The sequence below is a fragment of the Mesorhizobium sp. M0983 genome (assembly GCF_040318975.1).
Lineage (GTDB): Bacteria > Pseudomonadota > Alphaproteobacteria > Rhizobiales > Rhizobiaceae > Mesorhizobium.
Genome location: NZ_JAMYNH010000010.1, coordinates 40,631 through 54,656, shown reverse-complemented (window position 1 = coordinate 54,656; position 14,026 = coordinate 40,631). Strand labels below are relative to the sequence as shown.

At 62.7% G+C, this 14,026-nt stretch carries 17 protein-coding genes; 7 read left to right on the top strand and 10 right to left on the bottom strand.

The window, feature by feature from the left end; all coding sequences use genetic code 11:
- Positions 1-48: 48 nt before the first annotated feature.
- A complete protein-coding gene (locus NKH71_RS19260) occupies positions 49-513 on the bottom strand; it encodes an NUDIX hydrolase (protein WP_023720514.1) in 465 nt (154 codons plus the stop codon).
- A gap of 125 nt (positions 514-638) precedes the next feature.
- Between NKH71_RS19260 and ku the strand changes: the two genes are divergently transcribed.
- The 4 genes from ku (at position 639) to NKH71_RS19240 (ending at position 3,962) form a co-directional block, all read left to right on the top strand.
- Positions 639-1,472, top strand: a complete 834-nt coding sequence (gene ku / locus NKH71_RS19255; protein WP_352481441.1) for a non-homologous end joining protein Ku — start codon at positions 639-641, stop codon at positions 1,470-1,472.
- A gap of 93 nt (positions 1,473-1,565) precedes the next feature.
- Positions 1,566-2,966: a PAS domain-containing HWE histidine kinase family protein gene (locus NKH71_RS19250; RefSeq protein ID WP_352495086.1), complete on the top strand. Its 1,401-nt coding sequence runs from the start codon at positions 1,566-1,568 to the stop codon at positions 2,964-2,966.
- 75 nt (positions 2,967-3,041) lie between these two features.
- Entirely contained in the window at positions 3,042-3,413 is a 372-nt protein-coding gene (locus NKH71_RS19245) for an avidin/streptavidin family protein (protein WP_023720517.1), read from the top strand.
- A gap of 132 nt (positions 3,414-3,545) precedes the next feature.
- Positions 3,546-3,962: an HD domain-containing protein gene (locus tag NKH71_RS19240; protein WP_023720518.1), complete on the top strand. Its 417-nt coding sequence runs from the start codon at positions 3,546-3,548 to the stop codon at positions 3,960-3,962.
- A 31-nt stretch (positions 3,963-3,993) separates the two neighbouring features.
- Here the strand turns inward: NKH71_RS19240 and NKH71_RS19235 are convergent, their stop codons facing one another.
- A complete protein-coding gene (locus NKH71_RS19235; protein WP_023720519.1) occupies positions 3,994-4,404 on the bottom strand; it encodes a DUF427 domain-containing protein in 411 nt (136 codons plus the stop codon).
- Positions 4,405-4,585: 181 nt separating this feature from the next.
- On the opposite strand from NKH71_RS19235, the gene NKH71_RS19230 reads away from it, so the two are divergent.
- The 3 genes from NKH71_RS19230 to NKH71_RS19220 all read left to right on the top strand — a co-directional run bounded on the left by NKH71_RS19230 (position 4,586) and on the right by NKH71_RS19220 (position 7,656).
- Positions 4,586-5,401, top strand: coding sequence for an endonuclease/exonuclease/phosphatase family protein (locus NKH71_RS19230; protein ID WP_502899431.1), 816 nt, complete (start codon positions 4,586-4,588; stop codon positions 5,399-5,401).
- A 64-nt stretch (positions 5,402-5,465) separates the two neighbouring features.
- Complete coding sequence (locus NKH71_RS19225; RefSeq protein ID WP_352495087.1) at positions 5,466-6,866, top strand: phospholipase D family protein; 1,401 nt, start codon at positions 5,466-5,468, stop codon at positions 6,864-6,866.
- 472 nt (positions 6,867-7,338) lie between these two features.
- Positions 7,339-7,656, top strand: coding sequence for a DUF768 domain-containing protein (locus NKH71_RS19220; protein WP_023720522.1), 318 nt, complete (start codon positions 7,339-7,341; stop codon positions 7,654-7,656).
- A gap of 20 nt (positions 7,657-7,676) precedes the next feature.
- On the opposite strand, the gene NKH71_RS19215 is transcribed toward NKH71_RS19220, so the two are convergent.
- The 8 genes from NKH71_RS19215 to NKH71_RS19180 are packed head-to-tail and all read right to left on the bottom strand — an operon-like array spanning position 7,677 to position 14,025.
- Complete coding sequence (locus NKH71_RS19215) at positions 7,677-7,931, bottom strand: cytochrome C oxidase subunit IV family protein (protein WP_352791025.1); 255 nt, start codon at positions 7,929-7,931, stop codon at positions 7,677-7,679.
- The gene (locus NKH71_RS19210) at positions 7,928-8,554 is read right to left on the bottom strand and encodes a cytochrome c oxidase subunit 3 (RefSeq protein ID WP_352495088.1); all 627 of its coding nucleotides are present in this window, start codon (positions 8,552-8,554) and stop codon (positions 7,928-7,930) included. Before NKH71_RS19210 ends, NKH71_RS19215 begins: the two co-directional genes overlap by 4 nt.
- A gap of 8 nt (positions 8,555-8,562) precedes the next feature.
- Positions 8,563-10,200 carry a cytochrome c oxidase subunit I gene (gene ctaD / locus NKH71_RS19205; protein WP_352481434.1) on the bottom strand — a complete coding sequence of 546 codons (1,638 nt, stop codon included), beginning with the start codon at positions 10,198-10,200 and terminating at the stop codon, positions 8,563-8,565.
- Entirely contained in the window at positions 10,197-11,168 is a 972-nt protein-coding gene (gene coxB, locus NKH71_RS19200) for a cytochrome c oxidase subunit II (protein WP_023720526.1), read from the bottom strand. The genes ctaD and coxB overlap by 4 nt, the downstream gene beginning before the upstream one ends.
- On the bottom strand, positions 11,165-11,917 hold the full coding sequence (locus NKH71_RS19195) for an SCO family protein (RefSeq protein ID WP_352791022.1): 753 nt from the start codon (positions 11,915-11,917) through the stop codon (positions 11,165-11,167). Before NKH71_RS19195 ends, coxB begins: the two co-directional genes overlap by 4 nt.
- On the bottom strand, positions 11,914-12,366 hold the full coding sequence (locus tag NKH71_RS19190; protein WP_352895276.1) for a hypothetical protein: 453 nt from the start codon (positions 12,364-12,366) through the stop codon (positions 11,914-11,916). Before NKH71_RS19190 ends, NKH71_RS19195 begins: the two co-directional genes overlap by 4 nt.
- On the bottom strand, positions 12,359-13,495 hold the full coding sequence (locus NKH71_RS19185; protein ID WP_352791456.1) for a hypothetical protein: 1,137 nt from the start codon (positions 13,493-13,495) through the stop codon (positions 12,359-12,361). The genes NKH71_RS19190 and NKH71_RS19185 overlap by 8 nt, the downstream gene beginning before the upstream one ends.
- On the bottom strand, positions 13,492-14,025 hold the full coding sequence (locus NKH71_RS19180) for a c-type cytochrome (RefSeq protein WP_352495090.1): 534 nt from the start codon (positions 14,023-14,025) through the stop codon (positions 13,492-13,494). Before NKH71_RS19180 ends, NKH71_RS19185 begins: the two co-directional genes overlap by 4 nt.
- Between the last annotated feature and the right edge of the window lies 1 nt (position 14,026).

Genomic DNA, 14,026 nt, shown 5'->3' with positions numbered 1-14,026 from the left:
CGGTGAGGAAGCCCAAGCACTGCCCTTAAGAACTGGGCTGAAACAAATTCATCCGTCGCCATGCCGACTGGCAAAGTCCGCCAACATGGCGCGCTGGCCTTTCAGGATCTTATGGTTGGCTTCAGGCAGGGAGAACCAGCCCGCTCTGTCGACTTCGGCGAATTCCTTCATCGAGCCGGACCTTGGCGGCCATTCCATGACGAAGGTGTTGCTGCTGATGGCGTCGCTGTCGAAATCCGCCTCGACGCACCATGCGATGACGAGCTTGCCGCCCGGCTGCCGGTAGCTGCCAAGGTGTTCGAAACCTCCATCGATGGCGACGCCGAGTTCCTCTTCGGCCTCGCGTTTTGCCGCCGCTAGCTCGTCCTCGTTCTCGTCGATCAAGCCCTTCGGGATCGACCATGCGCCGTCGTCCTTCTTCGCCCAGAATGGGCCGCCCGGATGCACCAGCAAGACCTGGAAATGTCCTTCGCTTCGGCGAAAGATCAGCAACCCTGCGCTGCGTTTGGCCATTGCGCTATTCCCCTGACGAAAATGAAACGAACGTTCTCGTCCGGGCGGGCCTATGGAATAGCCTGCCACGGCGGAACGATTTCCGCTCGCAGCCGTTCCGTCCGTTCGGCAAATGAGTGATCGACATGGCGACGCCACGAGCTGCCTGGAAGGGCTTTATGAAAGTCGGATCTGTTTCCTGTGGCGTCAAGATCATCGGCGCCGTCAGCGAGGCCGAGAAAGTGCATTTCAGGATCCTGAACCGCAAGGACGGTCTTCCGGTCAAGAGCGCCTATATAGACGAGGAGACCGGCGACACGGTCGAGGCGGCCGAGCAGGTAAAGGGCTACGAGGTCGAAAAGGGCGAGTTCATCCGCATTGAGCCGGACGAAATCAAGAAACTGAAGATGGTATCGCAGCATACGCTCGAGATCGGCGAGTTCGTGCCCACCGCCGAAATCGACGCACGCTACCTCGAAAAACCCTACTATCTCGTTCCGGCCGACGCGCCCTCCACGGAGGCTTTCGCGGTGATCCGGGACGCCATGGCCAGGAAAAAGGTAGCAGCCCGCTCCTGCGTCGTACTGTACCAGCGTGGCCGAGAGGTGCTGATCCAGCCGCTGGGCAAGGGCATGGTGATGACTGAATTACGCAACCACAATGAAGTGGTCGCGGCGGACGCGGTGTTCGAAGGGCTGAAGGATCGCAAGGTCGATCCGGAGATGCAGGAAATCGCGCAATTGCTGATCGACAAGAAGCCGGCCAAATTCGACCCGTCGAAGTTCGAAGATACGTATGAACAGGCGCTGGTTGCGATGATCGAAGCCAAGCGCAAGGGCAAGAAACCGCCCAAGCCGGCACCCGAGCCGAGGACGAACGTCGTCAATCTCGCCGATGTTCTGCGCAAGAGCCTGGCGCAAGAAGGCGGCAAGGCTCCGAGCAAAGGTCCGGGAACGGCCGCGAAACGCAAATCAGCCTGAATGTCCGAAAGCAGCCCGAACGGAACCGAAAACGCTCGCGCGCATTTAGATGACGAAGCAATCCGTCGGCAAGCCAAGCGGAGCGGGGGACTGGTGGACGTCGTTGAACTAAAGACTGGCGGAATCCCGCAAGTTTCCTCCGCCGATCTGATGCAGGCGTTGCCTGTGGCCGTCTACACCACCGACAGACAAGGCTACATCACCTTCTTCAACGAAGCCGCTGCCGATCTTTGGGGATATCGTCCGGTTATCGGCCAGGACCGCTGGTGCGGTTCATGGAAGCTTCGCCACCTCGACGGGGGACCGATGGCGCACGACGAATGTCCGATGGCCGTTGCCTTGCTGGAAGAGCGGGACGTTCGTGGGGGCCGGGCGATCGTCGAGCGGCCGGACGGCCAGTTCATCCCGTTCAGCGCGCACCCGGCCCTGCTTCGCGATGCGACCGGCGAGGTCGTCGGCGCCATCAACACCTTGCTCGACCTCCGCACGCAGGCGCTGGCTGACGACGTCGGCATAAGGCTCGCTGCCATCGTCGAATCCTCGATGGACGCGATCGTGTCGAAAGACCTGAACGGCATTATCACCAGTTGGAACGACGCCGCACAACGCCTGTTCGGCTACACGCCCGCCGAGGCGATCGGCCGCCCGGTGACGATCCTCATCCCGCCCGACCACCTGGATGAGGAAGCCATGATTATCAGCCGCATTCGCGCCGGCGAACGGATTCCCTCATACGAGACTATCCGGCAGCGCAAGGACGGCACCCTGGTACCGGTTTCGCTCACCATCTCGCCGATACGCGACGGCATCGGGCGTATCATCGGCGCCTCCAAGATCGCGCGCGACATCAGCCCGCATAAGGAGAGCGAACGGCGCATCCGCACACTCATGCGCGAAGTCAACCACCGCGTCAAAAACCAGTACTCGGTGATCGTCTCGATGATCCGCGAGACCAGCAAGCTGGCGGGGACGCCAGAGGCTTTCCTTTCACAGGTCCGGGAACGCATCATGGCGCTTTCGGAATCGCACGATCTGCTGGTCGATGCCGAATGGCGCGGCGCGACTATCGGCGAATTGATCCATGCCCAGACCAAGGCCTTCGCGACACAGGCCCGTCTGTCGATGAGCGGGCCGATGATCATGCTGCAGCCGAACGCCGTGCAATATCTCGGCATTGCCTTTCACGAGCTGGCCACCAATTCGGTAAAGCACGGAGCGCTGTCGCGCCATGACGGACGGGTCGAGGTCGAATGGACCGTGATGCCAGCCGCCGATGGCAGCGACGGCTTCCGCCTTGTCTGGCGGGAACTGGACGGGCCATTGGTGGATGAAAACACGCGACGCGGTTTCGGAACGGTTGTGCTCAAACGCGTCACGCCGCAGGCGCTCAGCGGCACCGGACGCCTGGAATTCGACAGGAGCGGCATCACCTGGACGCTGGAGGCGCCGCTGCACTTCGTGCAGATGTCGATGACTGGCATCGCGGCTGATTGAAGGCCGCTACACCGGCCGCGGCTTGGCGGCCGTGTGGCAACGCAATCCCTGTGGAGGCAATCAGGAGGAGCAACGATGAGTTGGCTGGGCACCTGGCGGAACCAGTACGGGTCGGTGGTCGAAATAACCGGCGAAGAAGGCGGACGGATCAGCGGAACCTTCAGGACGGCGCTGGAGGACAGCGCCTTCTTCGGCATGACGGTGCCGCTGTTCGGTGCCTGCCATGGAGACGTCATCGGATTCACCTGCGCGGCCGAAGGGCGGGTCGGAGCCGCAGCGGTGAGCTATACCGGCATACTCAGGAACGGGAAGCTGGAGATGCTGTGGCACACTGTTGCCGATGCCGCTTTGTCGGCGGAAAAGGAAGGGGCGCCGGCCCGAGCCAGGAAACTCCCCGCCTGGCGCGCCTTTGGAACCAGCCTCGACAGTTTTGAACGCGTCTCCTGACGTGTCGCGCCTGCTGCGGCGGCATTCAGCACGCAAGTGAGGGAGCAGGGCGTCCCGTTGTGCATCGGAACTCGCGCTGACTATGGCGCGTTGGTGCGCCAGGAATGCGCTGTTCGTTACGGGGTCGATCCGATGAGCGTGCTGTATCGCGCGGCAAAAATCGCCGAACAGGCCCATGCCGCACAGGCGGACAAGACTGGAAGGCCTTATATCGAACATTGCCGCCGGGTCGTCGATGCCGTCGAAACGCTCGACCAGAAAGCCATCGCCTATCTTCACGACGTCATCGAAAAAGGCGACGGCTGGAACCGCGACCGGCTTGAGGCGGCCGGGTTTGGACCGTCCATCGTATCTGCCGTCGATGCCATGACGCGGCGGCCGAACGAGGACGATGCCGCCTTCGTTCGCAGGGCCGCGGCTAACCCGCTGGCATTGCCGGTCAAGCGCGCCGATCTCGCCGACAATCTATGGCAGGCACGGCAGATCGGTGCCTCGACGGCGAAATACGAAGACGGCCTGCGCATCCTCAAGGAAGAGTTCCCGAGCTGACGGAAAGCTGGCGGCTATCGCCGATGTGGGTCTACTCGGTGACGTGCGGCGTGTGCCGCTTGTCTTCCGCGGGATCGGCCTCGATCCGCGCCCGGTCGGGATCGAACGCACCATGGCGGGCGATCGCCAATGCCGGGGTGTCGGGCGTCTCGTAGGCCCACATGAAGTCTTCTGCCGACGAACCGACCGCATGAACACGCCAATAGCTTGCCGTGCCCTTCAGCGCGCCGTGGCTCGTTGTGTTCGTCTTCTCCAACAGGTCGAAATAGATGTCCTCGAAGGGGATGTAGAAAACCGGATCATGGCCGTCTTCATAGAGCAGCTTTGCCCGCTCGCTCGACGCAATAATGGCATCGGAGAACCGAACGGTCACAGTTCCATCGAACGGGACAATCCTGAGCGGGCCTGGGCGGGGGGCGGAATCTGCGGCTAAGGACTGCATTCGACTTCTCCGTTGACTGCGCTGCCTTCCCGAAACGTGTTGTTGCCCGTCTGAGTTCCAGACCGCGGGCGCGCCGAGGCCGGTGGTGGAACGGTTTTGCAAGGTCGTCGTTGTTTCAGACCTCCGCACGCGCCATAATCGCAATGGCCGCCACTCACCGACTCAACCGCAAATGGATCACATGCTGGATCGATCGCCTACCCTTCCAAGGTCGCTTGGCGCTGCGCTGCGAAGGGAAGTGCCGCGGTTTACGGTACCCGGCAATGAAATTTCGTGCACCACGGTCGCATCCTACAATGTGCATAAATGCGTCGGCACCGACGGCAGGTTCGATCCGGAGCGGGTCGCAGCCGTGGTCAAGGAACTCGACGCCGATATCATTGCTTTGCAGGAGGCCGACGAAAGAACCGGAAGCAGGCAGGGACTGCTGGATCTCGCAGCGCTCGAGCGGGACAGCGACCTCGTCCCCACCCATGTCCCGGAAAACCGCCGCAGCCATGGCTGGCACGGAAATCTGATCCTGGCGCGACGCGGCGTGGTCGAAAGCGTGAACCAGATCCGGCTGCCCGGCCTCGAGCCGCGCGGCGCGGTTATCGCGGACCTGGAGCTGAAGGGCGTCTCGCTCAGGATCATAGCCGCGCATTTCGGCTTGCTGCGGCGCTCGCGCTCGCAGCAAGCCAACGCGCTTGTCGAAGCCACGCACCCGGTTCTGCGGCCGACAATCTTGCTCGGCGATCTCAACGAGTGGCGCGTCCGCAACAGGTCTTCGCTGCTGGCCCTGCTGCCGCATTTCGGTCCGATCGATGCGGTTCTGCCGAGCTTTCCGTCGCGCTTTCCGCTGTTTGCGCTCGACCGCATCCTGGCCAGGCCGCCGCACCTCATTTCCAGCATCGAGGTGCACAAGACGCCGCTGGCGCAGCGCGCCTCCGACCATCTGCCCATCAAGGCCCGCCTGAACCTGGACGCGATAAGGCAGCCGCGACTGCAACCAGAATGAACCTGAAGGGTTGTTAGTCAGATTTTCAGATCGTTTGCTTCGCTGACGTTCGCCGGTGCATTTCATGGATACAGCCATTTCGCGGTTTGCCCAGGACAAGATCGCGGCCGGTAATAGCGGACTGCTGCTGATCGCCGACAATTATGACGCGTTTGCCGCGCGAATCCTTGCCGCGCGCAGTGCTACCAGCAGCCTCGACCTGATGTACTATCTCTGGCACGACGACCATAGCGGCCGGCTGCTTATGCAGGAGGTCGTCAAGGCGGCGGAGCGCGGTGTCCGCGTCCGCCTGCTGCTGGACGATATCAATCCGCGCAACAGCGACGCCGCTTACCTGGCGCTCAACAGCTACAAGAACATCGAGCTGAGGCTATTCAACCCCAGCGGCATGAGGAACGGCAGCATCTTTCGCTCGCTGGAGATGGTCGCCCGGCTGTTTGCGATGACCCGCCGCATGCACAACAAGGCCTGGATCGCCGACGAGAGCCTGGCCATCGTCGGAGGAAGAAACATCGGCGATGCCTATTTCGACGCTGCGGAGACGAATTTTCGTGATCTCGACCTGTTGCTTCTCGGTCCTGCCGTAGGGCAGACGATGCAGATCTTCGAGGCGTTCTGGAATTGCGAGGCGGCAAAGCCGATCCAACTGCTCAATCCGGCTACGGCGGGCTCGCGCGCCGATTTCCTCGACAATCTCGATGCGACCGCGGACGGCCAGCTTTTGAACAGCCTGCGTGCCTGGCGCACGATCACGGAGTTCATTGTAGCGCACAGCGACGTCTGCTGGACGAAAGGCGTTCGCGTCATTTCCGATCCGCCGGAAAAGGTGCGCGGCAAGAGGCGCAGGAACTGGCTGACAAAGGAGCTGCTTCCCGCTATCGCGGCGACCAGGCAGCGCCTCGAAATTGTCTCGCCCTATTTCATCCCCAGCCGCACCGGGTTGGCCATCCTGTCGAAGCTGGTGGACCGTGGCGCCGAGGTTGCAATCCTGACCAACTCGCTCGCCGCGACGGACGTCGCCGCCGTGCACGGCGCCTATGCCAAATACCGCCGCAAGCTGCTTAAAAAGGGTATCCAGCTTTTCGAATTGCAGCCATTCGACCGCCAGGCCAACATCTCCGTTTTCGGCTCAAAGGGAGCCAGCCTCCACACCAAGGCCTTCACGGTCGACGACACGTTGGGGTTTGTCGGTTCCTTCAATTTCGATCCGCGTTCGGTGTCGTTGAATGCGGAAATGGGCGTGCTTTTCCATGATACCAATCTGGTGATGGAGTTGCGCCGGCGGTTCGAGCGCGAAAAGTCGGCGCAGACGAGCTACCAGCTGGTCTTGGACAAAGGCGCCTTGCGGTGGCTCGGCATGGCGGATGGCGAGATGCGGCAATACTCGCATGAACCCGAGGCCAGTCTCTATCGGCGCATCGTTGCAGCGCTGGTTGGATGCCTGCCTATCGAATCGCAATTGTAGAGGCGACGGATTTGCCGGAACGCAACTCTTTGCTGGAACGGAACTCCGGGATGACGAGTTGTAACCGTTGTCCGGAGCATGCCGATGAAGACCACGATATACAGTTTTCTTGCCGAGCTCTTGCCATTCTGGATGGCGCATAAACGCAAAATGCGCGCCGACCGTGTCGCTGAGCGGCCGACACGATCTGCCGCAGATGACGATGTTCGGCCGTCCGGCGACCCGAATCGCGCAACACCGGCGCGACGGCGCAACGCGTCTTAGGGCGGGATGCCTTCAAATTACATCCCGCTCCAACTGTCTGGTTAGCCGCATTTCTGCGACGCCAAATGATTTCCCTGGCTGCAAAGCTCTAGCTCCTTGGCGATCACGCTATTGTCAAGTATCGCTATTCGAAATCCGGCGTTGCCAAGCATCCATTTTGCAGCACGTACGTTAATGGCACTACAGTTTGCCGCTACAGGTGAGCCCCATGAGTGATAGTGCGATAGAATTCTTGCAGGACTGGATTCACGAAAACGTTCATGTGCCGCCGCCTCCGATCAGGCTTGAAAGAGAGGCGGAAATCCTCGCCAGGGAATGCGAGGAAGAGGCGGCCGACGCCGGCGTACCCATCGAAGACATCGAGGAAGAGGTTGGCGACCTCAAGGATCTGCTCGTCGCCAAGCTTGAAGACGCAGCCGAGGACGAGGCCCGGCATCTGAATGGCGATGGCCAAAGGGCTTCCATGCCCGCGGCCGAGCAAAAGCCGTCCGTGCAAAGCCGTTCCGGAGCCGCTGTAAGGGTATGAACGAGGTGCGCCGCTTCGGCCTATTGTCCGATCAGCGTCAGCCCGAACAGGATCATCAGCCAAAGCCCGGCAGCAGCGACCGCAAGACGCGGCAGGACGCCGGCGCTGGGCAGATGCATGAACAGGATGGCGATGACGGCAGCCTTGGCCGCGGCGATCGTCAGGTTGAGTGCCGAATTGAAGGCGCCAAGCGCCAGGAAGGACGAGCCGACAGTCAGGGCCAGCAAGGCCAGAAGCCCGACATAGGCAAGCGTGAGTTTGCGGAACTCGCTCATCTGTTGATCAGATAGAGGACGGGGAACAGGAAGACCCAGACGATATCGACGAAATGCCAATAGAGGCCGATTGCCTGCACGCGGCGGAACCGGCTGGCCTCGATCGTGCGCGGCCACAGAGCGAGGATGCCGCCGATGACGATTACGCCGCAAATCAGATGCAAGGCATGCAGTGAGGTCATCGCGAAATAGAGGCCGAAGAAGAATTCGGCATGGACAGGATCCGGGCCCTTATAGATGAAAGGCGCGCCGAGCACCGGCGCCAGCCCTTCGCCGAATTCCCTGGCGTACTCCGTCGCCTTGATCGCCAGGAAGACGACGCCGAGCAGCGCCGTCGCAGCCAATGCCCGGCCGGCGGCGCGCCATCGCCGCGCGGCCGTGTACATATGGGCGAGCGCCATGGCGAAACTGCTGGTGATCAGGACGACGGTATTGGCCGTGCCCAGTGGCAGCGACAGATGCTTCGCCGCGCCGGCGAAGGCGTCGCCATAACTCAACCGGGCAAACATGAAGACGAGCAGGATGGCGCCGAACAGCATCGCCTCGGAGCCGATGAACACCCACATGGCAAAGCTGGCGGCTGCCGTTTCGCGAGCCGGCCGGTCGAAGGCGATGCTTGTCATCGGTGACTTCAAACCAGATCCTCCACCGGGTCCGACCGTTTCTCGGTCAGGCCTTTCATCGGATAATCGTAGGCTGGCCTGGTGACGGTCGGCATGCGATCGAAATTATGCGCCGGAGGCGGCGAGCTTGTTTGCCATTCGAGCCCGGTGGCTCGCCATGGATTATCCGGCGCCCGCGCGCCTCGAAACAGCGACCACGCCAAATAGAGGAGCGGCATCAGATAGCCGATCGCCAGCACCACGGCGCCTGCCGACGAAAGGATGTGCCAGAAAGCGAATTCCGGCGGATAGGTATGGTAGCGCCGCGGCATGCCCAAAAAGCCGAGCACATATTGCGGAAAAAAGGTCAGGTTGAAGCCGATGAAGGTCACAGCCGCGGCTATACGGCCCCAAATCTCCGAATACATGCGGCCGGTGAGCTTCGGCCACCAGAAATGCAGCCCGGCCATGTAGGCGGTCACCATGCCGCCGACCATGATGTAGTGGAAATGGGCGACGACGAAATAGGTGTCGTGAACGTGGACGTCGACGGCGAGGGCGGCAAGGAAAAGGCCGGCCAGCCCGCCAAAAGTGAATAGCGCCAGGAAGAACAGGGCATAAAGCATCGGCGTCTCGAAGCTGATTTCGCCCTTGCGCAGCGTCAGGCTCCAGTTGAACACCTTTATCGCCGATGGGATCGCGACGCAGAAGGACAGGAACGAAAACACCACGCCGGCATAGGCCGACTGCCCGCTGACGAACATGTGGTGGCCCCAGACGAGAAAGCCGAAGACGGCGATCGCCATTGAAGCCAGGGCGACGGCCTTGTAGCCAAACAGTGGCCGGCGGCTGAAGCACGGCAGCACTTCCGAGACCACCCCCATGCCCGGCAGGATCATGATGTAGACGGCGGGGTGCGAGTAGAACCAGAACAGATGCTGGAACAACAGCGGATCGCCGCCGAGGTCGGGATTGAAGATGCCGATGCCGAAGACGCGCTCCAGCACGATGAGGATCAGCGATGCTGCAAGCACCGGCGTTGCCAGCACCATCACCAGGCTGGTGGCGTACAGCGTCCAGACGAAGATCGGCAGCCGGAACCAGGTGAGGCCGGGCGCCCGCAAGGTGTGGACGGTAACGATGAAATTGATGCCGGTCATGATTGTCGAAAAGCCGACGATGAAAACGCCAAATGCCGCGGTCGAGACAAAGCCGTTGGCATAGAGCGTCGACAGCGGCGTGTAGAAGGTCCAGCCGGTGTCGACGCCGCCCAAAAGCACCGAGGCGAGCGCGAACAGGCTGCCGAACATGAAGACATACCAGCTGGCCAGGTTGAGGCGGGGAAAGGCAAGATCGCGCGCGCCGATCATCAGCGGCAACAGGAAATTGCCGAGCGTCGCCGGGATCGACGGCACCAGAAAGAACCATACCATGATGATGCCGTGCAGCGAAAACAGCCGGTTGTAGACATCGTCGGAGACCAGGTCGCCGGCCGGCGTCGCAAGCTCGATGCGCATCAGCACGGCAAACGCACCGCCGAGGAAGAAGAAGGCCGTCAGCGAGACGAGATAGAGCCACGCTACCCGTTTGTGGTCGGTTGTCAGCAGCCAGGCGCGCGGCCAGGCACCCTCACTGAGATAGTTTGCCGGCGCCAAATCGCGATTCATTGCGGCGCCTCGCTGTTTGCCGCCGGGAACGAGGGAAATTGGAACGAAAGCGACTTGAGATAGGCCATCAGCATCTGCAACTCGGCTTCATCGACCAGACCGTCGAAGCTCGGCATCACCGGCTGGTAGCCGGCGGCGATTTCCTTGTTCGGGACAAGGATCGAATCGCGCAGATAGCGTTCGTCGGCGATGACCGTCTGCCGGTTCGCCAGCGCCACCGGCCGGCCGAAAATCCCATCGAGGCCGGGCGCCCGCACCTTACTGGAATTGCCATGACAGCCGGAGCAGCCGAGCGCGCGGAACAGTTTCCCGCCGCTCGCGGCGAGGCTTTCGCCTTCATCTTGGCTGCCCAGCCACGACGCATATTGCTCCGGAGCCAGCACCGTTACCCAGCCGCCCATTTCGGAATGCTGGGTGCCGCAATATTCGGCGCAGAACAGATGGTAGCGGCCCGGTTCGGTGGCAATGAACCAGACGTTGGTGGTGCGTCCCGGCACCGCATCCTGCTTCACCCGAAAGGCCGGCACATAGAAGGAGTGGATGACGTCCTGCGATGCCAGCGACACCACCACCGCCTTGCCGACCGGCACGTGCAGCTCGTTGATCTCACGCTGGCCGCCGGAATGGCGGAACTCCCACATCCATTGCTTGCCGAGGCCGGCGATCTCGATAGCGTCCGGCGGCGGATGGTCGCGCCGCACAAACAGGACTGCGCCCCAGCCGAAGAAGATGAAGGCCATCACCAGGCTGGCAATGCTCCATGTCATCTCCAGCGGCAGGCTGCGGGCACGCGCCCCGGTACGGTCGGCGGCGGAGCCGACGCGATATTTGACGGCGTAGCCGACCACGAGAACGGTCAGGAACAGGCCGAGCGCGGCCGCGAAGGCCAGCAATGTATAGAACAACGCATCGATGCTGCTTGCGATCGACGAGGCTTCCGGCGGGAAAAACCGGATACCGAAGCTCACGCCCGCCTCCTGCGCGCCAGCTGCAGTATGGCCGTCGCCAACCCCACCACCATCACGATGCTGGCGAGCTTCAAGGCAGCCCAAATCGCCGGCGTATATTGCCCCTTAGAGGTATCGAAGCCGGCGCAGAGCAGGAAGGCATGATCGGCGATCGAGCCGAGCTTGCCGGAAGATGCCTCGACAAGGGCAAGCTTAAGATCGCGCGGCGTGAAGCTCAGCGCCGGCAGCACCTGCGCTATCCGGCCTTTCGGCGTCAGCGCGATGACGGCGATCGGATGGGCGAACTGGTCGATCCTGGCGCGTGTGTCGAAGCTGATGCCAGCCTCCGCCGCAAGGGCGGCACCGGCGCCGTCGGCACTGGTCAGGAACCGCCATGCCGACAGGTTCCTCGCGTCGGCCACAGCGGCGACGGTGGTTTGCGCATCGCTCGCATCACCGGCCGTGTCGGCGGCATCGATCGAGACGAACAAAGCGCGATAGGTTTCGGGATCGAGCAACGTCTTTTTCAAATCCGAAGCGACCGCCTGTTGGGTCACACCACAAAGGTTCGGGCATTTGTCATAGCCGAAAATCAGCAGCGCCGGCCGGCCCGCAAGCGTTTGGCCGATCGTGCGCTGCACGCCGGATGCATCACGAAACACCCGGTCGAGGCTGAGCTGTGCGCCGATCTCGGGATCGAAGGCCGGGCGTGCGACGGCTGAGGCGGGCAGCACCACGAGGAGGGAAAAAGCGGTTAGCCAAGCCTTCACGGCCGGCCTCCCTGGCCTGGCGCGGTCCGGCAGCGAGCGGCCTGTGGCGCGCGTGGTATCTCGGCCTCGACCAATCCGCAGTCGGCGCCGGCGGCCACCGGCGGCTGCCCCCAGTTCGGCAAACCGTGGCTGACGATCGCCCACATGGCGTCCTCGATCGGAATGCGAGCAATGCCGGCGGTGCGGTCGACCCAGCCGACTTTGTTCAGTGCCTGCTCCTCCGCCTTGCGGAAGGCGGCTAGGTCGTCTTCCGGAAAGCGCTGCAAGGCGGGACTGGCTCGGTTGCCGGCCGACGATGGCCCCGGCAGCGGCCACAACGGTCTGGTGTCGAAGACGAGCCCGAGGACGATGGCTGATGCCGCCAGGAACAGCAGCAAGCCGGCCGCGAAGGCAAGCAGCGCGCCCGGCCAGATATCGCGCGTTTCGGGATGGCGGGCCGCCCTAGCCATGCGCCGGCCCCCGGCGCCAGAAGCCGATACCGTCCGGCCGGCCAAGCACGAAAAGCAGCAGCGCAAGCCAGAGGCCGCCGGCTCCTGCCAGCGCGGCAAGGTCGCACCAGAACGCTGTCACACCGCCACCGGCAAGCGGCGGTCTGATCCGCCACAGGACATCGACATAATGGCCGGCCAGCACGATGCCGCAGATCGACAGAAGGCCGGCATGGCTGCGCTTTAGATCCCGGCTGAGCAACCCGGCAAAGGGGATCGCGAATTGCAGCGCAATCAGCAGCCAGAGCAGATATTGCCAGCCATTGCTGCTGCGAATGAGGTACCAGCGGATCTCGTTCGGCAGGTCGCCGCCCCAGGTCACCAGCCATTGCATGAACGACAGGTAGGCCCATAGCAGCACGAAGCCGAACAGCATGTTGGCCAAATCCTCGCTCAGCGCGACATCCTCCTCGCCGCCCGGCATGACCTCGATCGAGCGGTTCGCACACAGCACCGTCATTGCCAGAGCGTAAGCGCCGACGACTTCGGCGGATACTTCCAGCAGCGCATAGATCGTCGAGGAGAACTCCGGCTCGAGCGAGAGCATCCAGTCGATGGCAAAGATCGTCACCGTCAGCCCATGCGCAATCAATCCAGCGGCATAGGCCTTGCCGCGGCCGGCGCTGCCGCGGCCGCTATCGGTCGTTGTCCAGTCGAGCACGCGCCACGCCAGCACCAGCCAGATCGCAGCGCAGGCGGCAAAGCGCAACAAAAAGAACGGAACGTTCAGATAAGAGAATTTCAGGCGCACCGTCTCGGGCAATGCAGCCGCGTCGGCACTCGCCCAGGGAAACACCAGGTCGAGCCTGGGCAGAACCGGCAGCAGCAGAAGCAGCGCCAGCGGCAGCGTCGTGACCAAGCCGCGTAGCGGCTGGCGGATTGCCTCGCCCCAGCGGCCACCGGTCAGCCCATGCACCATCAGGATGGTCAGCGCACCGAGCGGCAGGCCGAGCAGGAACAGCGCCGCAGGCAGCCAGCCGGCCAACATGGCTCTGAGGTCGAAGGCCAATCCCGCGGCGCAAAGCACAAGTCCGGCGGCGGCCACGGCAAGCGCCGGCAAAATCAAACGTTCGGTGGCAAGCCGCATCATCGATCTGGCTCCGCATTGAGCTCGGCGCGGAGGCTTTCCGGCAGTTCGGCAATTGGCGCCTCGCGCGAATATTGCAGGGCGCGGATATAGGCGACGATCGCCCAGCGGTCGGCAGGCGGGACGCGCGCCGCGTAGGAAAACATGGCGCCATAGCCGTAGCTGATGACCTCATAGAAATGCCCGTCACTCGCCTTGCGCAGCGCGTCCTGATGATAGGTGGGCGGCGCTGGAAAGCCACGCTCGACGACCATGCCGTGGCCGTCGCCGGTGCGGCCGTGGCAAGGCGAACAGAAGATGTCGAAGCGCTGCCGGCCTCGCCGCAGCAGCGTCATGGTGACCGGATAGGGAAACGTGTCCGGCACCGGCGAAAGATCGGCATCGCGTGCGACCGTGTCCTCGGCCGGCGCCCGCGCCGACATGCCGTTGGCGAACTGGTTGCTCTTTTCGAGCGGATCGTAGCGCGGCTGGTCCTCCATGTCCTGCCGGCAGCCGGCGAGCAGCAAGGCTGCCGCCAGCAGACTCGTGCGCATG

What these genes read in the sequence shown, in the direction of transcription:
- NKH71_RS19190 (WP_352895276.1), bottom strand. Translation starts at nt 12,366, where the DNA reads ATGGCTAGGGCGGCCCGCCATCCCGAAACGCGCGATATCTGGCCGGGC.
- NKH71_RS19225 (WP_352495087.1), top strand. Translation starts at nt 5,466, where the DNA reads ATGGATACAGCCATTTCGCGGTTTGCCCAGGACAAGATCGCGGCCGGT.
- NKH71_RS19185 (WP_352791456.1), bottom strand. Translation starts at nt 13,495, where the DNA reads ATGATGCGGCTTGCCACCGAACGTTTGATTTTGCCGGCGCTTGCCGTG.
- NKH71_RS19210 (WP_352495088.1), bottom strand. Translation starts at nt 8,554, where the DNA reads ATGACAAGCATCGCCTTCGACCGGCCGGCTCGCGAAACGGCAGCCGCC.
- NKH71_RS19245 (WP_023720517.1), top strand. Translation starts at nt 3,042, where the DNA reads ATGAGTTGGCTGGGCACCTGGCGGAACCAGTACGGGTCGGTGGTCGAA.
- NKH71_RS19230 (WP_502899431.1), top strand. Translation starts at nt 4,586, where the DNA reads ATGCTGGATCGATCGCCTACCCTTCCAAGGTCGCTTGGCGCTGCGCTG.
- NKH71_RS19235 (WP_023720519.1), bottom strand. Translation starts at nt 4,404, where the DNA reads ATGCAGTCCTTAGCCGCAGATTCCGCCCCCCGCCCAGGCCCGCTCAGG.
- NKH71_RS19215 (WP_352791025.1), bottom strand. Translation starts at nt 7,931, where the DNA reads ATGAGCGAGTTCCGCAAACTCACGCTTGCCTATGTCGGGCTTCTGGCC.
- NKH71_RS19260 (WP_023720514.1), bottom strand. Translation starts at nt 513, where the DNA reads ATGGCCAAACGCAGCGCAGGGTTGCTGATCTTTCGCCGAAGCGAAGGA.
- NKH71_RS19220 (WP_023720522.1), top strand. Translation starts at nt 7,339, where the DNA reads ATGAGTGATAGTGCGATAGAATTCTTGCAGGACTGGATTCACGAAAAC.
- ku (WP_352481441.1), top strand. Translation starts at nt 639, where the DNA reads ATGGCGACGCCACGAGCTGCCTGGAAGGGCTTTATGAAAGTCGGATCT.
- ctaD (WP_352481434.1), bottom strand. Translation starts at nt 10,200, where the DNA reads ATGAATCGCGATTTGGCGCCGGCAAACTATCTCAGTGAGGGTGCCTGG.
- NKH71_RS19180 (WP_352495090.1), bottom strand. Translation starts at nt 14,025, where the DNA reads ATGCGCACGAGTCTGCTGGCGGCAGCCTTGCTGCTCGCCGGCTGCCGG.
- NKH71_RS19240 (WP_023720518.1), top strand. Translation starts at nt 3,546, where the DNA reads ATGAGCGTGCTGTATCGCGCGGCAAAAATCGCCGAACAGGCCCATGCC.